Origin of the sequence: Paenibacillus contaminans (assembly GCF_003285015.1) — a bacterium.
Lineage (GTDB): Bacteria > Bacillota > Bacilli > Paenibacillales > NBRC-103111 > Paenibacillus_V > Paenibacillus_V contaminans.
Window position 1 is genome coordinate 35,880 of the sequence record NZ_QMFB01000039.1, and the last position, 20,777, is coordinate 56,656.

Genomic DNA, 20,777 nt, shown 5'->3' on the forward strand with positions numbered 1-20,777 from the left:
ACGCCGTCCTTTCGGCCGGCTCATCCGCGATTCGCGGGAGCGGCTTAGCTTGCAAGGCGCTATCGCGCGCCGGCTTCCAGCATCTAGAACGAGGTATGCCCGGCGCTCGCCGCCCAGCCGTTCTTAATATGCGGCGCTTCGCCGCATGACGGCCTCCGGCGATAGCCCGGGATGCCCTAAGTGCCTACATTCTACCTTAATCGACATGGACTGTGAAGCGCGATTTTGGCGTGTTTTTTCTGGCAGATCGACCAAGAAAACGCCTTTTGGCATCCCATACACTTAAGGGTGACGATGCGAAGGAGGATGTGTGATGAGATACCGGAAATTCGGCAATACGGGCTGGGACGTTTCGGAGATCGGCTTCGGAGGCTGGCAAATAGGCGGCGGAGGAGCTTTCGGGCAGGTGGACGACCGGGAGTCGGTAAACACTCTGCTTCAGGCGTGGGATAAAGGGATCAACTTGGTCGATACCGCCCAAATGTACGGAAAAGGCCATTCCGAGGAAGTGATCGGCATGGCGCTCAAGGAATGGAACGGCGGTCATATTTATATAGCTTCAAAGGTGCAGCCCGTTCAATGGCCGCATCCGAACGAGTCGGATCCGGAGATGGCGGGCCGTTATCCCAAAGATTACATCCGCAAGCAATGCGAGGACAGCTTGACTCGGCTGGGTGTGGAAACGATCGATCTGTATCAGCTGCACGGCTGGTTTCCAAAAGGGCTGGAGGATTTGGAATGGCATGAGGCGCTTACGGAGCTGCAAAAGGAAGGGAAAATTCGCGAGTTCGGCGTATCGATTCGCGATTACCGTCCGCAGGACGGCATTGCCCTTGCCGAATCCGGACTGGTCCGGGCGCAGCAGGTCGTTTATAACATTTTCGAGCAGCGGCCGGCGGAACAGCTGTTACCCGCATGTAAAAATAACGGGGTGGCTGTGCTGGCCCGGGTGCCCTTTGACGAAGGCTCGCTGATCGGCGGCTGGACGCCGGATACGTACGCGACTTTTGCGCCGGGTGACGTTAGACGCGTTTATTTCAAAGGGGAGCGGTTCCCGCGAACGCTCGAAAAGGTCGAGGAAATCAAACGCATGCTTCGCGAATACGACGATTCGATGACGCTTGCCGAGGTGGCGCTCCGTTTTTGCTTGTCCGATGAAGCGGTGAGCTGCGTCATTCCGGGTATGCGCAATGCCTGGGAGCTGGATGCGAACCTTAAGGTTTCCGACGGGAAGCCGCTGCCGGCGGAGCTGCTCGAGCGGCTGAAGCCGTTCAATTGGCCGCGCAACTACCATAATCCGGACACGGTGGTGGATCCGCTATGAGCGATTTCGCGAGATTTCGCCGGCGGCTGCAGGAGAAGGCGGACGACGTCCGGGCCCGTCCCGTTACGTATGTGGCTTTTGGCGACAGCGTGACGCAAGGCTGCATGGAGCATGCCGCGATCGAGCATGAACGGGTGTACCATCATCTGCTGAAGCAGCGGATCGTCCGAAGATGCCCGCTGACTGTACTGAATGTAATCAATGCCGGCGTATCCGGCGATACGGCCGCAAAGTCGGAGGCCAGATGGCAGCGCGATTTGATCGCTTTTCAGCCCGATTTGGTCACGATCGGCTTCGGCGTTAACGACTGCCATATGGGCGAGGCCGGATTGGCGCTTTTTATCGAAAAAATGGATGAGTTAGTGAGGACCGTGAAGCGCGAGACGGAGGCGGATCTGCTGCTGCTCACGCCGAACATGATGATGCTGGAGGATAACCCCGGCGTACACGAGAAAGAGCGCTTCGTATTGCCTCGTTTTTTGGAAACGGCGGAAAAAGGCTATTTGCAGATGTATGTCCGCGCGCTGCGGGAGTATTTGGATGATAATAAGCTGCCGTACGCGGATACGTACGCGCTCTGGGAGAAGTGGCGGCTGGAAGGCGCCGCGCCGCATGCGAGATTGTCTAACGGCATCAATCATCCGGACCGCGAAGTGCATGACAGGATGGCGGAGCTGATCGAAGCCCGGATATTCGGGGGAAACGTGTAACGCCCGACCTGACAAGCATGCATGAAAGAGGAAGCACTCAAGAGGCTTCGGGGCGCCCGTTTCACCAAGGAGCCGCCCGCTTAAGCAGCGATATCGGGAATTTACCACACCACAACACCGAAAGCGGGGAGAAGCGCCATGTTCGATAAAGCCAGCTGGATTTGGCAGCCGGGAGACCGTAGGCCGATCAATGAGCACATTTGTTTTCGCAAAACGTTCGAGTGGACGCCGTCGTCCTCCGATCATGCAAAGCTGTCCATTTCTGCGGACACCAAATTCAAGCTGTGGGTAAACGGAACGGAGCTTGGGGACGGGCCAATCCGTTCGACCGCCGACCACTGGTATTACGACGAGTTTGAAGTCGCGCATCTTTTGCAGCCGGGCGTTAATGCGATTGCCGTCAGAGTATGGCACTATGGCCATTCCAACTATCAGTATGTCGAGAACGAAGCGGGTCTCCTTGCGCAATTATCGCTGCGCGGCCCGGCCGGCGCGAGGGAAATCGGCACGGACGAAACATGGCTGCACCGCAGACATGACGCCTACGACCGCGATGTCGTCAAGCGCAACGTGAACATCGGCTGGATGGAAATATACGACGCCAATGCAATGAGCGAAGAATGGGTGCTGCCTTCCTTCGACGACGAGGGATGGTCGGCAAGCGAAATCATCGCTTCGTATGGAGGCGGAGCTTGGGGGACGCTTCATCCCCGGGAGATCGAACCGTTAACCACGCAGATCGTTAAGCCGAAGCAGATTATCGCGCTTAGCGAGATCGAGCCGATCCGCCAAGTGATTTCCGTCAATATGCGGGACAATCTTTTTCCCGAAGCGCGGGATGCGAACGCCAAAATATTCAGCGGATTTCTGGCGGTCAAGCTTGTGGCGGAGGCCGAGACTTGCGGCCGGTTAACGTTTGCGCACTCCAGATGGAACGGCGTACAAGGGCGGTTCCGGATCGACGGCCAATGGCATGTTCATAACGACGAAATCCGGTTGACTGCCGGGGAGCATCTTTTTCTGATGGAAATATGCGGCGTTCACAACGATTTGTTCTCTCATATGGAGTTCGATTTCGATACGGAGCTCCGGTTCGCCCATCCGTTCGAGCCTGACCGGGAAGCCTTCTTCGTCACAATAGGGCCTTTCGAAACGATCGAGTCTTATGCCGACGGCTTCCAGCCTGTGTACGGGGGCGTCGAAAAAAGCACGGGCTTAAATCACGAGCACCCGCTGCTGCTGGAAATCGGAGCTTGTACCGGCTTGGCTGCATTCGAGGCCTACAAAGATATGTGCAAGGACGTACATCCCCGCCATGTGTTGGTCAATAAAATGATCTACTCGTTAATGATGCGTAAAAAGACGCTCAAACAGTACCCGATTACGAACCGGCTGGAGCGGATGCTTCACGATCACTTGCTGCCGGGCGAGCTTCCGTCACCTGTGCAGGGCGGCGATATGGAAATCGTTCTCGATTTCGCGAAAATTTACGTAGGGACGCTGGAGCTCGAGATGAACGCCCCGCAAGGGACCGTGATCGACGTCTACGGGTTCGAGAATAGGGTCAACGGCGCAAATGCCTATACGTCCGGCTGCAACAACTCGTTCCGGTATATATGCCGGGAAGGACGGCAGACGTTCAAAAGCATGACCCGTATGGGCTTCCGCTATTTGATCGTCGCGATACGAGGGGCGAGCGCGCAAGTGAACATCCACCGCCTGCAGCTGCACCAGTCCAGCTACCCGGCAGCGGACAAGGCTTTGTTTCGCTGCTCGGACCCTCTGCTAAACGATATTTGGGAAATATCCAGGCATACGTCCCATATGTGCATGGAGGATACGTTCGTCGATTGTCCTACGTACGAGCAGGTATTTTGGGTAGGGGACTGCCGGGTGAGCGCGCTTGTGAACTATCAGCTGTTCGGCTCCTACGAGCTCGTCAGGCATTGCCTGGAAATGGTGCCGCGTTCGCGGAGCCAAAGCCCGCTGCTGCTCGCGCTTCTGCCGACCGACTGGCAGGCGGCCATTCCGATGTGGACCTTCAGCTGGATCATCGCCTGTAAGGAATATGCGGAATATAGCGGGGACGGGACATTTTACGCGGCGATCTACCCGGAAATCAGGCGGACGCTTGAGGCTTACAGAGGGTTTCTCAACGAGGACGGCTTGTTCGACACCTCGTCCTGGAATTTGCTCGATTGGGCGCCGATCGATATTCCTTATGTCGGCGTAGTGACGGCGCAGCAGGCACAGCTGTCCCAGTGCCACTATATTGCGGCCGATATGGCGGATTCGCTCGGCTTGGCGGGCGAAGCGGAGGAGCTGAAGCTTCACGCGGAGCGGCTGAAGGAAGCCATTCAAGCGCATTTATGGGACGAGGAAAGCCAGGCTTATCTGGACGGCATTCACCGTACGGGCAATCGTTCGAAGACGCGCAGTCTCCAGACGCATGTGCTGCTGTATTTGGCCGGCTGTCTGGGCGAACGGCAAGCGGCCGTCATCGAGCCGAAGCTGCTGGATCCGCCGGAGGACTGGGTGAAGATCGGCTCGCCGTTTTTCTCGTTTTATCTGTTCGAGGTATGGCATCGTTTCGGCGAATTGGAGCGCACGCTCTCGCAGATCAGGACGGACTGGGGCAAAATGATCCGCTACGGCGCCACGACCACTTGGGAAACGTTTAATGTATTCCCTCGCAGTCACGCTCATGCATGGTCCGCCGCTCCGGCATTCGTGCTTGGCAATCAACTGCTGGGCATAGAAAAGCTGGAGGACGGATACCGCAGCATTCGCATTGTGCCGCCGGAGACAGAGCTGCTATGGGCGGAGGGCAGCATCCCGACCGCTTGCGGGCGAATCGACGTATCGTGGTCGAAGGAAGAGGAGAAACCGGTCATGCGTTTCGCCATTCCGGCAGGCATCCGAGTGGAGGAAGCGCCGGAGCGGCAGGGGGATTGGGATATTCGGATCCAAGTCATCGAATAGCCTCGATTAGGGCGTAAGTAGAGGATGAACCGCTCGAACCAGCTTACGCCTCGAAACGCAAGGCCGGGGAATGTCCCGAAGTCCGGCACAGAAAAGCAGCGCGCCAATGGAATGTTGGCGCGCTGCCTTGGTTAGCGGGCGGCCGTTTACGGCAACCGCCCGTGCAATGATGCCGGCGGGCGTGCTAGTGTGCCGCCAGCCACGATTAGTTTCCGCTTCGGAACCGCATAATGAACGGCTAGTGGACAAAAGGAATTATTCCTCTTAAGCCCTCGTTCGCTGCAGTCCGAAATCGCCTGCTTGGAGCAAGGAATTGCGGTTCCCCTTAAACTGTAGTCCGAAATCGCCTGCTTGTAGAAGGGATTTACCGGTGTGCCGAGTTAAACTGCCGCTGTAAGCGGGCATTTTCGGACTGCAGGCGAGGCAAGGAAGCCGGACGCGATTCCAATTGGGCAAAATCGGACTCCAGCACATGCATGCACGGGGTGCGTTTTTCATCATGCAGCCCGAAGGCAATGAGCGTTTACTCCTGAGCGCTTTTCCGGCTTTTGCGAAATTGCCCGGGCGAAAGACCGGTCATTTGTTTGAATAATTTATTAAAGAAGCTTAAGTCGTCGAAGCCGACCTCTTGAGCGATCTGCAAAATGTTGCTGTTCGTCGAAAGCATCAGCTCCTTGGCCATCCGAATCCGGATTTCATTGCGGAATTCGATGAAGGTTTTGCCCATGAACTGCTTGAACTTCGATGTGAAGGCGGACTGGCTCATCCCGCACATTTGGCTGACCTGGGCCAGCGACAGCGGATTCGCGTGATGCAGCTCGATAAACTCGGCTACGCGCTCGATGATTTTATGCTCGGAGGCTTGCGCCGTCATCGGCTTATGCAGCATTTGATCGTAGCAGCGGCTGAGGAAGACGAACATTTCGATCAGCCTGGTTTTGACGAGCAGCCGGTAGCCGAGGTTCTTATCCTTGTATTCGCTTAAAATTCGGTCAAGCAGCTGCTTCATCTCGATCCTCTGGTGAGGATTGAGCTTAAGATGGGACTGGAAATGCACCGACTGGCGCAAAAAAGGCTCCACATAGAAAAAGTCGACGAACGACGTCACTTTGGAAAGCGATTGCAGCTCATGGCTCAGGATCGCAGGGGCGAACAGGATGTTATAAACGACGAGGTGCCCGTCGTCCTCGACGACATAAGCGTGCTCCACATCCGGCTCGATGACGAACACGTCGCCTTCCTGAATCCGGTACTCCGTTCCGGCATAGAAATGCTGTCCGGAGCCTTCCGCCACGTAGACGAATTCGATGAATTCATGCGAGTGCTGCTCAACGGATTTTATTTTATGGAATGAAAATTGATCGATATGAAAGGGGAAATCATGGGCTTCCAAATAGCTGTCATTCTCGTAACGGGTCATCGGGCCATACCTCCGGGAAGGAAAATAAGAGCGTCGGTCCCTTTTATCATAGTGGATTTCCAGACGGATGAAAAGCTGGTAAATCAGCTGGCAAATCACCTTTAAAACTCTGACGAATTCACCAAGTTTGCTCCTTTTGCGAAGTGATATATTGGTCTCAAGAGGTCAACAGTACCCGAACAAGAGGAGCTGATAGTCATGACGAATGCAGTTCAATCGCTTTTAACGGCAGAGCAGCGCGCGTTTTATCAGGAGAACGGTTTCGTGCAGGTGGACAACGTGCTGAGCGAGCAGGAGCTGGCCGAGCTTCGCCAATATATGGAGGAAGTGATGGTCGAGGAAACCGGAACGATGTCGCTGCAAACCGACAAAAAAGGCGGCAGCTACTACCGCGTCCTTAACCAGCGCGTCAACGTATGGCGCGACCACGGCGGCATGCATAAATATTCGTTCAACCCGCGTTTTGCGCAAATGGCGATGGAGCTTACGGGCGCAAGCGGCATCCGGCTTTTCCACGATCATGCGCTTTGGAAAATGCCGGGCGATTCCAAGCCGACGCCTTGGCATCAGGACTTCCCATACTGGCCGATGAACGAAACGGGCGCCATGTCGATATGGATCGCACTCGACGACGTGGATGAGAAGAACGGCTGCATGATGTTCGTGCCGAAATCGCAGAACGCCGGCAAGCTGAACCATATCGATCTTTCCAATCCGCAGGACTTGTTCGAGTTCGTCAAGGGCACCGATTACGAAAATGCGAAGCCGGTCAAGGTGCCGCTGAAGGCGGGAAGCTGCACGTTCCACAACGGGCTTACCTTCCACTACGCGCACTCCAATGTGACCGACAAGCCGCGCCGGGCGCTGGCGATCATTTACATGCCGGACGGCACGACCTTTAACGGGAAGAAGCATGCGATTACAATGGATTTGAATCTGCGCGAGAACGAACCGCTTGCAGGCCGGATGTTCCCGCTGCTGGCTCACATTTAAATCATAAAAAGCGGTGTCATGGAGCCCGTTCCTCTTGCAGGAGCGGCGCTCCCGCACCGGACCGATCCTCGGCGCGCCATGTGCCGCGGATTTGTCTTTTTTTTCGTTTATCAGAAGAGTTTAACGCGGATACGGCTCGAAATCTCGGTAAACACGGGCGTAACAAGACGCCGCTTAGGATTTTATTCTTGGAAATAGCGGCCGAAGGGCGCGGATCGGCATCCGATAAGCACGCAAAAAAATTCAGCAAGCCGGGAGGACGACGGAGATGGAGAAGGATTCGATGAAGAGCAAGGAAGACATTATCGCCCATTTGGGCGACGAGTATGACCGGTATTTGGGAGCGATCGTGCCGCCTATTTTTCAGAACTCGCTGTTCACGCGGAAAACGGTTAATCACGGGTACACGTATACGCGCGTAGCCAACCCGACGACCGAAATCGCCGAGATGAAAATTGCGGCCCTCGAGGGAGGGGAGGCCGCCCGCTGCTTCTCGTCGGGCATGGCGGCGATAACGGCCGCACTCGCCCACTATTTGGAGAAGGACAGCCACGTCATTTGTCCGCGGGCCGTTTATACGCCGACGAAAGGCTTTCTGGAGACGTACATGAAGAAGTTCGGCTGCGAGGTTACGCTCGTTTCGGGCGACAGCGTCGAGGAGTTCGAGCAAGCCATTCGTCCTAACACGAAGGTTATTTACTTGGAAAGCCCGCTGTCCAATATTTTTACGCTGCAGGATTTGGAGGCCATCTCTGCGCTGGCGAATTCGCGCGGGATCGCGACGATTATCGACAACACATGGGCGACGCCGCTTTATCAGAATCCGCTGGAGTACGGCATCGATCTTGTCGTGCATTCGGCTTCGAAATATTTGGGCGGACACAGCGATATTTTGGGCGGGGTCGTCGTCGGGAGCAAGGAAACGCTGGAGGCTATCACTCATAACGAAAGAAGCATGTTCGGGGCCGTCATGGATCCGCACCAGTCTTGGCTCTTGATCCGCAGCCTGCGAACGCTTCCCGTGAGGATGAAGCAGCATCAGGAAAACGGGCTGAAGGTCGCTTCATTCCTGGAGCAGCATCCCCTCGTATCCGCCGTTTGTCATCCGGGTTTGACAAGCCACCCGCAATACGAGCTGGGAAGAAAACAGATGACCGGTTATTCCGGATTGCTGAGCTTCGTGCCGAAAGGCGACAAGCAGCAGATCATGAAGATGATGAAAAGCTTGCGCTACTTCGAAGAAGGCCCGAGCTGGGGCGGCTTCGAGAGCCTCATCAACTCGCCGGGGTTATGGGTGAACGAAGAAACCTCCGTTCTTGCGGGAATTCCGGTCGGTCTTCTGCGCATTTCGGTCGGCCTGGAAAGCGCCGATTCGATCATCGACGATCTGGATCGGGCCCTGAACGAAATGACACGCTAACCGGTTGAGCGGGATCGCTGATGGAATGCTTGCTCGATCCCGACGTGCGGCCTGTTTGATAAAGTCCTAAGAACACAATAAACATGCAACTTTCTTCGCCGGCCGGTTTCGGCGGAAACGCCGCGGATAGGACTCTTTATGTGGGATGTGGTAGACATGTCAATGGAATTGCCGCAATTCGTCGATCACGGGTTTAATCAAACGCTGCAGCATTTTCCGGTGTACTGCGAATTCAAGAGCGACCGGTTCACGATGGATCGGCTGCATGCCCATAAGGGATATGAATTTCATTTTTCGTATTCCAGCGAAGTGACCTTGATCGTCGGCGACCGAACCTACGAACTGGCTCCCGGCAAGATCGCCATCATCCGTCCGCTCGTGTTCCATGCCATCAAAACGGACCGGAGCTCCGAATATCGGAGAACGGTTCTCTCGGTGGAGGAAGACTACGTGGAGTCGCTGCAAGGGATGGATACGGCGGTTGCGGACATTTTGCGGGTGTGGTTCCCGTCCGACGAAATAGCCTCGGTCCAGCTCACGTTTCATGACCGGGATCTGCAGAAGGTCCGGCAGCTGCTGCTGCAGCTGGAGGCGGAAATACGCGACCGTCCGGCGCACTTTCCCCTGATGGTGAAAGCCTCGTTCACGGAGCTGCTGGTCGTGATGTCGCGCATGACGGAGCTCACTTACAGCCGCCATGCCTTGTCGAAGGAGCTCAAAACGATCGTCGACGGGATGCTCGACTATTTGACCGAGCACTTCCGGGAGCCGATTCGGGGACCGGAGCTGGCGGAGCGCTTCCATCTGTCGCCCTCTTATTTGTACAAAATATTCAAGCTCGGCACCGGAATGACGCCGAATCAGTTTCTGGTCGCGCACCGGATCGGGGTTGCCAAAGGGTTACTGGCGGGAGGCGGACGGACGATTTCGGAAATCGTCGGCTTGGCCGGCTTCAACGATATTTCCCATTTTCACAAGACGTTCAAGGAGATGACCGGCACGACGCCGAACGCGTTTCGAGCTCAATACGCTTAGCGCCGGAGAGCCTTGCGGCCTGTGCAGTCACTAGCGAAAAGAATGGAAGGAACGGGTATTTACATGACGAGCTACGTACAGGATTGGCAGGCTGTTAAAGAGAAAATACGGACGGATGCGTGGGCGGGGCAAGTATACGACACGCTTGTGGAGACGACGGAATGGTGGATCGGGCATTATGCGGACTCGCCGGACAGGATTGCCGGGTGGGGCCATGACTTTTTTTGCGAGAGCTGCGGAACGATGATCGATTTTGTCAGGGAGGAGCCGTACGGCAACCTCTGCTCGGGCTGCGGGCATCGAAGCAAGGGCGCCCGTTTCGACCAGGCATGGAATTATTTGTACCGGGACGAGGCGCATAAGCATGTTTTTTACGCCGGGGTGTTGTACCGGATTACCGGCGACGCTCGTTACCCCGCGTTCATTCGCAAGGTGTTGTCCTTCTACTGCGACAACTACGAGCACCTTAAGGTTGACGTGAAGCCCGGATATGTCGGCAAAATAGCGGGTACCGATCTATGCGACGCGGTCGGCATGATTTGGCTGCTGCAGGGGATGGAGCTCATTAAGGAGACGTTCACCGCGGAAGAGCTTCGCCACTACAGAACGAAGCTGTTCGACCCGCAAGCCGAAATGCTGGATAGCCACTCCAAAAGCATTCATAACATTCCGTGCTGGATGAAAACGGCGGTGGGCATGACCGGGATGTTTTTCGGGGACAGCGGGTATGTGGAGCGCGCCTTGCAGGGGCCATACGGCCTTATCCGCCAATTGCAGGAGGGCGTCACCGACGAAGGCTTCTGGTATGAAGGCTCGTTCCACTATCATTTTTATTGCGTAGAGCCGTTTACGTACTTCCTGCTCTTCGCTCAAATTTACGGCGCGGATTGCGGCGGCATGGAAGAGACCGTGAAAAACATGTATGTATTCCCGGCGGAGATCGCGTTCGATAACGGGTTTTTCCCGAACCCGAACGACGGGTGGCCGAACATCGCGCTTACGCATTATGCCGGCCAATACGAATACGCGAACCGGCTGTTCCCGGATCCTGCTTTCGAATATGCGCTTTCCCGGTCGTACGGCGACTATTACCGGCAGACGCCGGCTTACGGCGGTATGGTCGAAAACACGCCGCACGGCTGGATCCAGCGGCTGCTTTTTGGCAGAGGGGAATATGCGGGAGAAACGATGCGCCGCACGACCAAAAATTACCCGGATTCGAATTTATGCTCGCTGCGCGACGGCGACACGGCGCTTTTTATCAAATACGGCCTCAATACGCCCAGCCATGCTCATCCCGACTTGATGAACATCGAGCTGTTCGACGGGGATTGCCTCTGGTCGCACGACATTTCCTCGAACGGCTACGGCTCGTTTTTGTTTTTGGAGTGGCAGCGGAAGACAATTGCCCATAATACCCTCGTCGTCGATGCCGCCGATCAGCTCTCGCGAAGCCGCGGAATCGTGCTCGATTTCGATCAGGAACGTAACCGGATCCGCGCGAAGGCCGAAGCGGTTTATCCGGGCGTGGACTATGTGCGCGATATCCGGCTGCAGGAAGGGCGCATCGAGGACATTTTCCAGGTGATCAGCGAAGACGAGCATACGACAGACTGGGTGTTCCACTGCCGCGGGCGGCTGGAAACCGATTTCGAGACACAGCCATGCGTTTCGCCAGGGAGCGAATTCGGTTATCAGCATCTGATGAACGTAAGAATGTTCACGGCAAGCGACAGCTGGTCGGTACGCTGGGTAATGCCGGGACGAACGCTGACCCTGCGGATGGAAGGCTGTGAAGGAACGGACGTTTACTTATTCGAGGGTTATGAAAATACGACCTCTCAAATTAGACCGGGCATTCTTGTAAGGAGAACCGGACGCGGGGCGGAATACCAAGCGACGTTCACCTTCGAGAAACAGTAGAGAATACCCCACTTTTTCGAGACAATGCAACAAGATTTCAGGAGAGCGCTTCCTTATAATGAGGAGCATAACTGGTTGATTAGGGGAGGTTCTCATCGATGGCCAAAAAAATCGAAGTAGACGTAACCGATTACAGCTTCCTTGAAGCGGCATCTTCCTATAGAGGCTCGCTGCTGCGGCCGATCGACACTTCCAAGCTGCTGAAGCAGTGCTTCTGGCTGGAGTTCGAGCTTTCGCGCATGACGATGGGCTGGGTCCCGTCCGTGCCGGATTGGGATTTAAAGGGCGAGCTGGTGCGCATGTCGTATTTGCATACCCAGCATATGGTGCATTTGCGGGAGCGGATCGGCGAGCTGCCCGGCGGCGATATCAACGACAAAGCGTGGACGCCGAGCGGTCTCCAGGAAGCTTGCCAGCGCATCGCGCTCGCCGGAGGGCTGATTGAATTCGCGGCGGGTTATAAGTTTATCGTCTCGAAGCTGTATGAGCAGTATACGGCTTTCCGCGAAACGCTGGATCCGATTCTCGACGGACCGACGTTCGATAAGCTGCGTTACATTGAGCTCGATAAGGAACAGCTTTTGTCCTGGGGGATTCCTTTTGTAAAGTTTGCCTATGTCGAAGACGAGGAAAAGCGGACCGCTTATCAGCGCTGGTTAACGTATATCGAGCAGGTATGGAGCATGCTTGAGCAAACGTCATCCAAAAAAGCGATCGACTGGCCCGATCATCCCGTCGCCGAGCCGGCAGGTCCGATTCCGCTTAAGCCTGCCAACGATCCGAAGTATCCGCATGTCGACTTGAACAAGTACAAAAGCGCGATGTTCGATCCGAAATCGCCGACCTACGACAGCGTAAAGCATATGATCTTCATCAATGCCAGCGAAATGTCGGCGGTGGAGAGCTTGACCTATCTGTACTACGGCGTGCAAAAAATGCCGATGGATTTCTATATCGATGTGGCCCGCCATACGTGGGATGAAGTTCGTCACAGCCAAATGGGCGTGCGCCGGCTGAAGCAGATGGGCTACCGCACGGAGGATTTTTCCTGGCATCCGTCTACGGCGCCGACTCCCGAAACGATGAACCGGGTATTTCCGGAGTTCTACTCCAGCCTGACGATGGTGATGGAGCCTTGCTCCTTCATCAAAAAGCGCAAATCGATCGGCGCGTTCATGAAGCATGGCGATCCGTTGTCGTCGATCCAATCCGAATACGATATCGCCGACGAGCGGCTCCATGTCGGATTCGGCCAGAAGTGGGGAGCGAAGCTGTTCGAGCACATGGAGGACTTCGTATCCGCCCGGAACGCGGCCGAAACCGTCAAACAAATGCATCTCCGCAAAATGGGCTACAGCCAAGAAGAGATCAACAAGGTGCTGCACAGCTTCCCCGAGTTTTGCGGTTTTGCGACGATGGATCTTCAGTACGATAAATATTAAGTTTGCGAGTGAAGCCTCTAGGCAGTTGCAGTTTGCAGCCTAGGGGCTTTTTTGCTTGTACTGGAGATGATGCAAAGAGATTTCTGAGGATGACCCGCAACAGCCGATGTTTTGTCGCGGAACGATATGGACGATCACCGGGGTTATCCTATCCCACAGTGTATGAACCAAGCAGTGAAGAAATCAAACAGTTTGGGGGGCCGACTCCCCCTATAATAAGGGCGGTTTGCGAAACGGAGCGACACGCCAAGCATGAGTCCTGGCTGTACCTTTTCCATCAGGGAATAGCCACTTTTTGTCTTCTAGCAGCTGAAGCTGTTTTCTAGCCGTGTCATAACCGCATTGGAGGAGTGTTTTCACATCAGCCAACTTTATCGGGCGATCGAGCCGAAACGCCATCCGCAAAATATCCCTTTCCCGACTGCTCAAATCGAACGGGATTGAATCATGATCGCCGAACAGGTGTCCGACCATTTGTTGACAAAGCTGCTGCCACAGCCTCGGCCGCTCCGTTACATCGTCAAGGCTGATCCGGACGATCAACCAACTATCGTTCACCAGATGCATGTGCCGCACCCATTGGTTGGAATATTGCCTGCGGTCGAGCTTGGCGTAATGAGTACCGTAAGGATCGATTTCAATCGCGATATGAATGCCCGAGCGAATATAGGCGAAATCGAGAAACCTGCTGCCATCGAAAAAATCATGCACCTCATATTCGGGGTGAAGATGCTCGAAATGGCCGAATGCAGGCCACCAGATATGCCGAAGAAACTCTTTCTCTGCGTGGGCATGACCGGTAATGAGTTTTCGTTTGGACTCACCCTTCCGATTGCTTAAGTGCTTTCCCAGCCATTCCTTGTGACTGTCGTCATATGCGGCTATGTTCATGCGATCGCTCCGATCCAAATAAAATAGCGCCGCCTCACGAATGGATCGTGAAGACGGCGCATGCTTTGCGTCGACGATATATGCGGTTTCTTGTTACTACGATTTTAGCAATTAATCGATAAGCAGGCAACAGCGAGTTTGAAAATGCAATAATTTTTGTAACAACCGCTCGCTTCCGCAATCACATGGAAAAGGAGCGGCTAAGCTCCCTTTCGCTATAGTCGAATTTGCTTGGTTAGCAAATGCAGGCGTTGTATTCCAGTCTGCTTATTTGTATCAGGCATTCGGGATACATTTTACGCTGCAGTCCGAATTTGCCGACTTAGAGCAAGGCATTGAGGTTCCTTTTACGTTGTAGTCCGATTTTGCCCACTTGGAGAAGGGATTTACCGGTATGCCTAGTGAAATTGCAGCTGCAAGCGGGCATTTTCGGACTAGAGGCGCTGGAAAGAGGCTGAACTCGATTCCAATTGGGCGAAATCGGACTGCAGCACATGCAAACGACGAGCGGGGAGGGGGGCTCAGGTGTTTGAACTGCGGATCCAATTGGATCCGCAGCTCAAGCAACTGACGGCTTCAAAGTGAAAGCTCAAAAAACGGCGTATCCCCAACTGTTCGCGCTCCTTTGAAAAGCCTGCTTTTCCTCACCGCGCGCGACTCCCGGCGCGCGGTGCTCGGTCACACGTCGGCTGTCAAACCTCGTGCGGCCTCAACCCTGCGGGTACTGCTCGTTGAAGCGGTCGGCAAACCGTTTGCCCATCCATAGGCAGACGCTCCACAGGTCGGCAAGCGGCTGCTTTGTGTAAGGCATAGTGTGCATGTAGCCCGGGGGCCCGAATTCCGGTGTGAAGGTGAAAACATCGACCCCCTGCGCCGCGCGAGTCCGGCAAATGTCGTCCCACCATGCTTCGTGCGCTTGCAGCTCAGCGGCGTATTCTGGTGCGGCCGGGTCGGGAACCTGCGGACCGTGGCGGAAGCCGACGCGGCCGTGTACATGGATCGCCCGGCTAACGGCGAGCTCGACATTCGCTTTCTGCTCCTCGAGGAACGACTCGGTGACCACGACCCAATGGCTGAAATCCGCATTGAGCTTCAGCTCGGGAAACTCGCGGAGCAGTCTTGCGGTCGTCCACGGGGTAAACATGGCGCGGCCGCGATGCGTCTCATGGGCGAACGGGATCCCGAGGCGCTGCTCGATGCCGAGCGCGTTCTCGAAAAACGACAGCTGCTCGCTCCATTCCATATAGTCTCTACCGCTGTGCGAAGTAATCAGCAGCGGCTGAAATTCGGCGGCGCGCTCGGCCCGTTCCCGGAACGATGCGATATGATCCCCATCCGAATGAATGCCGGCGATGTAGTCGAGCTTGTAGGAGTCCAGCAGACTGCGGAACAGCTTCTCGTTTTCTTTGGCGGGCGGAGGTCCTTCGATTCCCTGATAGCCGGCTTCGGCGATCTGTGCAAACTGCTGCTCGAGCGTACCCGTCATGCCCCATTGGGCCTTGAATAATTTAAGCTTCATCAATCGGCCTCCTCGGAATTTCATAAAAAACCATAGTCACGCTCACTATAAGGGGAAAATGCGGTCGAAATCTTGGGCGATTTGCCAGCAAGCATTGTGGATTTGACAGAAACGCGATTCCCCCGCACGGAACGGCGACATGCACGAACCGCGGTTCCCCCGCACCGAACGGGACAGGCCGCACGAAATGCCGTTCCCCGCACGGAACGGACAACCCGCACGAACGGGCGCCTCTTGCCCTTCGAGTAGAGGAATCCCCATATTTCTTGGCGAATTAACCAAGAATTCGTTCCCGCTCATGCCGTATAATAAACACTGCCAAAAAAAGCTGTGCGCCGGAACTTCATGACGATAGCGGAGGAATGGTTTATAATGCGAATACCGAGTGCGCGAGCGGACGGGCGGATTTATGCTTGTTCCATTACGCGGTAAACCGTCAACAGCGTTTATCTTTGCGCACTTGCCATTCCATCAGGATGCGGGTGAATCGGATGTCTGGGATGATTTCCAAATTTTTAGATTTGAAGCTGCGCACGAAATTTTTGCTGTCTTTTGCCGTTATGATCCTGCTAACCGTGTTAATGATCAGCTTCGTTAACTATTATGTGTCTGTAAGCGCCATCAAAAGAAACACGGCCGCATTCTCCGAATATTTGATCGAGCAAATCGGAATCAACCTCGAAAAGCAAACGAAGGATATCGAGGAGCATGTATTCCAGCAGTTCCGCAATTCCGCGCTCAACAAGACGCTTAGCATTCCCGAAAACAGCGGCACGAACGATCTGTTCGTCAAAAACACGGCGATCACCGAGTTTATGAGGGATCTGCTGTTTTCAAAGGATTATTATTTGTCGGTAATGGTTATAGATACCGCGGGCAACCGTTTCGACATCGAGCGAAGCACGGTACAAAATTACAATAAAGATCTGGAGAATGTCGATACCGACATGATTCAAGATAAGCGCGGCCGCGCTTCCTGGATTCCGGGGAACAGCAACGTCATTTTTATGGAGAAAGCGGTGTACGACGTCGCCTCCAGCCAATATGCAGGCATCATTATCGTCGGCGTGGACAGCAAAGTGTTCAGCGGCATCTATACGAACGTGAACGAGCTGACGCAAGGCAATATCGTTATTTTGAACGAGGAGCTCGAACCGCTTTTGTTCAATAAGCTTGTTTCCAAGCCTTCCCTCTATTTCGTCGAGAACGAAATGTATGCCAACAATCCGATTCCCACCCAGGGTTTTCAGTTTGAAGGGGAAGCGTACCTTTCCACGATCATCACGACGAATTACGACAAGTGGACGGTCGTTCAGGTGATCGCGGTGAACGAATTGACGCGCGGTACGGATGTCATCAAGGTGTGGACGATCAGCACCATACTGGTTTCCTTGCTCATTGCGTTCATTTTGGCGGCGTTCATCTCGAGGAACATTACAGGCAACGTCCGGATGCTGCTTCAGAGCATGACCCATTTTTCCATGGATTTCACTCATAAGGTGATCGTTCCGAGAGGCAGAGACGAGGTAGGCATGCTGGCGGAGAAATTCAACTCGATGGCCGAGAAAATCAGCGAGCTGATTCATACCGTCTATACGGAGAAGCTGCTTAAGCAAAAAGCCGAGTATCGTACGCTGCAATTCGAATACAAGGCGCTGCAAGCCCAGATCAATCCCCATTTTCTCTATAACACACTGGAATCGATTCATAGTTTGGCGAAGCTGCGCGGCGACGAGCAAGTCGGCGATATGATCTATTTGCTCGGAAAGCTGCTGAGAGAAAGCATCGGCAAGAAGGGAGACATCATCCGCCTGCAGGAAGAGGTCGACTACATTCGAAATTACTTGTCCATTCATAAAATCATTTACGGACACAGAATCGAGGTCAATTATTATTTCGACGAGAGCCTGATGCATCTCATGGTTCCGAAATTCATCCTTCAGCCGCTTGTGGAAAATTCAATCAAGCACGGTATCGAGGAGAAGCCGGGTAAAGGAATCGTAAGCCTCGGCTGCTGGACCATGGAGGACGATTTATACCTCGAGGTGTCCGACAACGGGGTGGGTATCGACGAAGAAACGAAGAAGCATTTGCTCAACCCTTCGGAGCATGCGAAGCTAAAACAGAAGGATAAGCACACGAATGTCGGCATTATAAGCGTGCACAAACGAATTCAAATTTTGTACGGCGAAGAATACGGGCTAAGCATCATGAGCGAAGTCGATCAGGGGACGACGATTCGGATTCGTCTGCCGATCATAACCGAGGAGGAACCCGAATGACATACAAAGTGGTGGTTATCGACGATAAGCCGTTTATCCGGCAGGCGATCGTGCAGACGATCGATTGGGATAAACTGAACTGCACGGTGGTCGGTCAAGCGGAGGACGGCATCGAGGGCAAACGGCTGATCCAAGAGCTGCAGCCGGATATTCTTGTGTCGGATATCAAAATGCCGGGCTTGAGCGGGCTCGACTTAGCCGAACTGATCGGCACCGACTATCCCATGTCCAAAACGATCCTGATTACCGGCTACCAGGACTTTGAATATGCGAAGCGGGCGGTAAGGCTTGGCGTTTTCGATTTTATCGTGAAGCCGATTAATAATGAAGAGCTGTCCAATGTGATCAGGAGAGCCGTATCGGAGCTCGACAACAGGCGTACGGAGCATGAAAATAACGCCAAAATCACGACCGCCTTCGTCGAGCTGGAGAAGCAGCACACAAGCTCGATTCCTTCGCTTAGAAGCAAGCTGATCGGCGATCTCATCGCCGGAACGGACAACGTGCAGGAGCAGGTCAGTAACCTCGAGATTTTGTTCAGCCGTTATGTGCTGCATATCGTGCGTACGAAGGAGAAGCCGGCGGCCGCCGGAACGAGCGGCACCAAGCTGCGGAAGCAAATGCAGCTTCGTCTTGCCGAGCAGGCGCATGAGCTGACGAACAAGCGCGATTTTTATTTGATCGAATCGCTGCAGAGCGACGATTTGATTTTCGTGTGCTTGTTTCCCAAGGCTCTTCCGCAAAGGGAGATTAGGATGAAGCTGCAAAGCTTCTGCAGCGAGTTTATCCAGGAGGCCAGCTCCAAGGAAAACATATCGTGCACCATCGCGGTCAGCTCCGTATACAAATCGCTTCTGGAGCTGCCGGAAGCGTTCCGGGAAGCGACTGCGACGATGGATTCGAGCTTTTTCCGGGCGGAGGAAAGCGTGCTGTTCTCGGATCACGGCCAGCAAACGAAGGAGATGGGGAAATTCTCGATCATTCAGGATCTGGAGCAGTTCAACGAGATGCTGGAGCATAAGTCGAGCGAAGAAGTAATCGGCCATTTGGAGCGGTTTCTGGAGCAAATTACAGCCTATAGCGAAGGGAATATACTCGTGGTGAAGGGGCTGCTCTCGGAGGTGTGCCTTGCGGCGGCGCGTCACTATTTCCGCGTAACCGGCGACGAGTTCGGTCTCGGCAAAAGCGTCGATCAAATCCTTGAAGAGGTATACAGGCTTTCGAGCATGAAGGAGGCTTCCGCCTATCTGGGGTCGTTTATCGGACATATCAAGAGAAAGCTGGAGGGCGGGGACAAGGTATACAGCCTCGTAGTGAAAAAGGTCGTCGACTACATCAACAGCCATTTGGCGGACAGCATCAATTTGACGTCGACGGCGGATCATTTTGGCCTAAGTCCCAGCTATTTAAGCAGGCTTCTTCGGACGGAAACCGGCATCAACTTCGTCGACCTCGTATCCAAGGCGCGGATCGAAGCCGCCAAGCGGCTGCTCATGGATCCCAAAAATAAAGTGAATGAAGTAGGCGAAATGGTAGGCTACAAGGAGTATGCCTATTTTTATCAGGTTTTCAAAAGACTGGAGGGACAATCGCCGAAGGAGTACAAGAACAGAAGTAAAGAAAACTAATAAAAGCGTAAGAATGTCGTATGTAAACTGGTTATGGCGTACGTTACATTGTTGTTACCAGCACTTACAGTGCGTACAGGGAGGTGCTTATCGTGACTCTGGCACAAATGCAGAGGCAAGATATAGAAAGCATGATTCAAAAAGTCATCAGCGGCATGAAAAATCTGGAGGTAACGATCCAGGAAGACACGCCGGTAAGCATCATTACGATGGACAAGTGGGACTGGTCGCAAGGAGTCGGGTTGTTCTCGCTGTACTTGTACTACAAGGAAACCGGCAACCGCGATATTCTTACGTATTTGACGGACTGGTTCGACAGCCGGATCCGCGAGGGGCTCCCCCCGAAAAACGTAAACACGATGTGTCCGCTGCTTACGTTAAGTTATGTTTATGAAGAAACGCGCAATCCGGAATATTTGCGGATTTGCGAGGAGTGGGCCAGCTATGCGGCCGACGAGATGCCGCGCACGCCGGAATTCGGAATTACCCATGAAACGATCGACAATGCGAACGAAGGCGAGCTGTGGGACGATACGCTTTATATGACGGTATTGTTCATGGGCCGAATGGGAATCGTGCTGGACAAGGACCATTACGTTCAGGAGAGCATCCGGCAGTTCCTCGTCCATCTTAAATATTTGACCGACAAGAAAACGGGGCTGTTCTTCCATGGCTGGAACTTCGTAGAACGCCATAATTTCGCGGAAGCGCTCTGGGGACGCGGCAATGCTTGGTATACGGCGGGTTTGGTCGATTACCTCGATATCGTCAAAATACCGCTCGGCGTGGAAGTATTCCTGCTCTCTTCCCTGGAACGACAAATCCAGAAGCTGACGGAGCTGCAGCGGCCGAGCGGCATGTGGACGACGCTGCTGGACGATCCGGCTTCGTACGAGGAAACCTCGGCAACCGCCGGGTTCGCTTACGGGATTTTGAAGGCGGTCCGCAAGGGCTACATCAGCGAGGTTTACAAGGAAGTCGGGCTGCGGGCGCTTGAGGCGGTCATCGCCAAGATTGACGCCAAAGGAGCCGTACACGGCGTATCCTACGGGACGCGGATGGGGCGTACGCTCCAGTTCTACCGCGACATTCCGGTTTGCCCGATGCCTTACGGGCAGTCGATGACGCTGCTCATGCTTGTGGAGAGTTTGCATCACGTCGATTAAGGCGCAGCGGCTTCCGAGTGTTCGGAAGCGGGCGCCATAGCT

At 54.3% G+C, this 20,777-nt stretch carries 14 protein-coding genes; 11 read left to right on the forward strand and 3 right to left on the reverse strand.

The features are described 5' to 3' along the window. Positions 1-313 precede the first annotated feature (313 nt). From DQG23_RS36735 to DQG23_RS36745, 3 genes are all read left to right on the forward strand, one after another. Positions 314-1,324 carry an aldo/keto reductase gene (locus DQG23_RS36735; protein ID WP_113036023.1) on the forward strand — a complete coding sequence of 337 codons (1,011 nt, stop codon included), beginning with the start codon at positions 314-316 and terminating at the stop codon, positions 1,322-1,324. Next, a complete protein-coding gene (locus DQG23_RS36740) occupies positions 1,321-2,034 on the forward strand; it encodes an SGNH/GDSL hydrolase family protein (protein WP_113036024.1) in 714 nt (237 codons plus the stop codon). The genes DQG23_RS36735 and DQG23_RS36740 overlap by 4 nt, the downstream gene beginning before the upstream one ends. A 138-nt stretch (positions 2,035-2,172) precedes the next feature. Beyond that, a complete protein-coding gene (locus DQG23_RS36745; RefSeq protein ID WP_113036025.1) occupies positions 2,173-5,016 on the forward strand; it encodes a family 78 glycoside hydrolase catalytic domain in 2,844 nt (947 codons plus the stop codon). A 523-nt stretch (positions 5,017-5,539) separates the two neighbouring features. Here the strand turns inward: DQG23_RS36745 and DQG23_RS36750 are convergent. After that, the gene (locus DQG23_RS36750; protein WP_113036026.1) at positions 5,540-6,436 is read right to left on the reverse strand and encodes an AraC family transcriptional regulator; all 897 of its coding nucleotides are present in this window, start codon (positions 6,434-6,436) and stop codon (positions 5,540-5,542) included. A gap of 198 nt (positions 6,437-6,634) precedes the next feature. Between DQG23_RS36750 and DQG23_RS36755 the strand changes: the two genes are divergently transcribed. The 5 genes from DQG23_RS36755 (at position 6,635) to DQG23_RS36775 (ending at position 13,249) form a co-directional block, all read left to right on the forward strand. Next, on the forward strand, positions 6,635-7,429 hold the full coding sequence (locus DQG23_RS36755; protein WP_113036027.1) for a phytanoyl-CoA dioxygenase family protein: 795 nt from the start codon (positions 6,635-6,637) through the stop codon (positions 7,427-7,429). A 268-nt stretch (positions 7,430-7,697) separates the two neighbouring features. Then, positions 7,698-8,849, forward strand: a complete 1,152-nt coding sequence (locus tag DQG23_RS36760; protein WP_192894686.1) for a trans-sulfuration enzyme family protein — start codon at positions 7,698-7,700, stop codon at positions 8,847-8,849. Positions 8,850-9,005: 156 nt separating this feature from the next. Further along, positions 9,006-9,884: an AraC family transcriptional regulator gene (locus DQG23_RS36765; protein WP_158560892.1), complete on the forward strand. Its 879-nt coding sequence runs from the start codon at positions 9,006-9,008 to the stop codon at positions 9,882-9,884. A 63-nt stretch (positions 9,885-9,947) separates the two neighbouring features. Further along, positions 9,948-11,807 (forward strand): heparinase II/III domain-containing protein, encoded by a 1,860-nt coding sequence (locus DQG23_RS36770; RefSeq protein ID WP_158560893.1) that lies wholly within the window; start codon positions 9,948-9,950, stop codon positions 11,805-11,807. A 98-nt stretch (positions 11,808-11,905) separates the two neighbouring features. Continuing rightward, positions 11,906-13,249, forward strand: a complete 1,344-nt coding sequence (locus DQG23_RS36775) for a DUF455 family protein (protein WP_113036030.1) — start codon at positions 11,906-11,908, stop codon at positions 13,247-13,249. Positions 13,250-13,459: 210 nt separating this feature from the next. On the opposite strand, the gene DQG23_RS36780 is transcribed toward DQG23_RS36775, so the two are convergent. Both DQG23_RS36780 and DQG23_RS36785 read right to left on the reverse strand, forming a co-directional pair. Continuing rightward, positions 13,460-14,140 carry a DNA-binding response regulator gene (locus DQG23_RS36780; RefSeq protein WP_113036031.1) on the reverse strand — a complete coding sequence of 227 codons (681 nt, stop codon included), beginning with the start codon at positions 14,138-14,140 and terminating at the stop codon, positions 13,460-13,462. Between the two features lie 709 nt (positions 14,141-14,849). Then, positions 14,850-15,659 carry a sugar phosphate isomerase/epimerase family protein gene (locus DQG23_RS36785; protein ID WP_113036032.1) on the reverse strand — a complete coding sequence of 270 codons (810 nt, stop codon included), beginning with the start codon at positions 15,657-15,659 and terminating at the stop codon, positions 14,850-14,852. A gap of 500 nt (positions 15,660-16,159) precedes the next feature. Here DQG23_RS36785 and DQG23_RS36790 point away from each other — a divergent pair, with 500 nt between their 5' ends. The 3 genes from DQG23_RS36790 to bglB all read left to right on the forward strand — a co-directional run bounded on the left by DQG23_RS36790 (position 16,160) and on the right by bglB (position 20,735). Further along, the gene (locus DQG23_RS36790; RefSeq protein ID WP_158560894.1) at positions 16,160-17,941 is read left to right on the forward strand and encodes a sensor histidine kinase; all 1,782 of its coding nucleotides are present in this window, start codon (positions 16,160-16,162) and stop codon (positions 17,939-17,941) included. Continuing rightward, positions 17,938-19,569, forward strand: a complete 1,632-nt coding sequence (locus DQG23_RS36795; RefSeq protein ID WP_113036034.1) for a response regulator transcription factor — start codon at positions 17,938-17,940, stop codon at positions 19,567-19,569. Before DQG23_RS36790 ends, DQG23_RS36795 begins: the two co-directional genes overlap by 4 nt. A gap of 92 nt (positions 19,570-19,661) precedes the next feature. After that, positions 19,662-20,735, forward strand: coding sequence for a beta-galactosidase BglB (gene bglB / locus DQG23_RS36800; protein ID WP_238178220.1), 1,074 nt, complete (start codon positions 19,662-19,664; stop codon positions 20,733-20,735). Positions 20,736-20,777 lie beyond the last annotated feature (42 nt).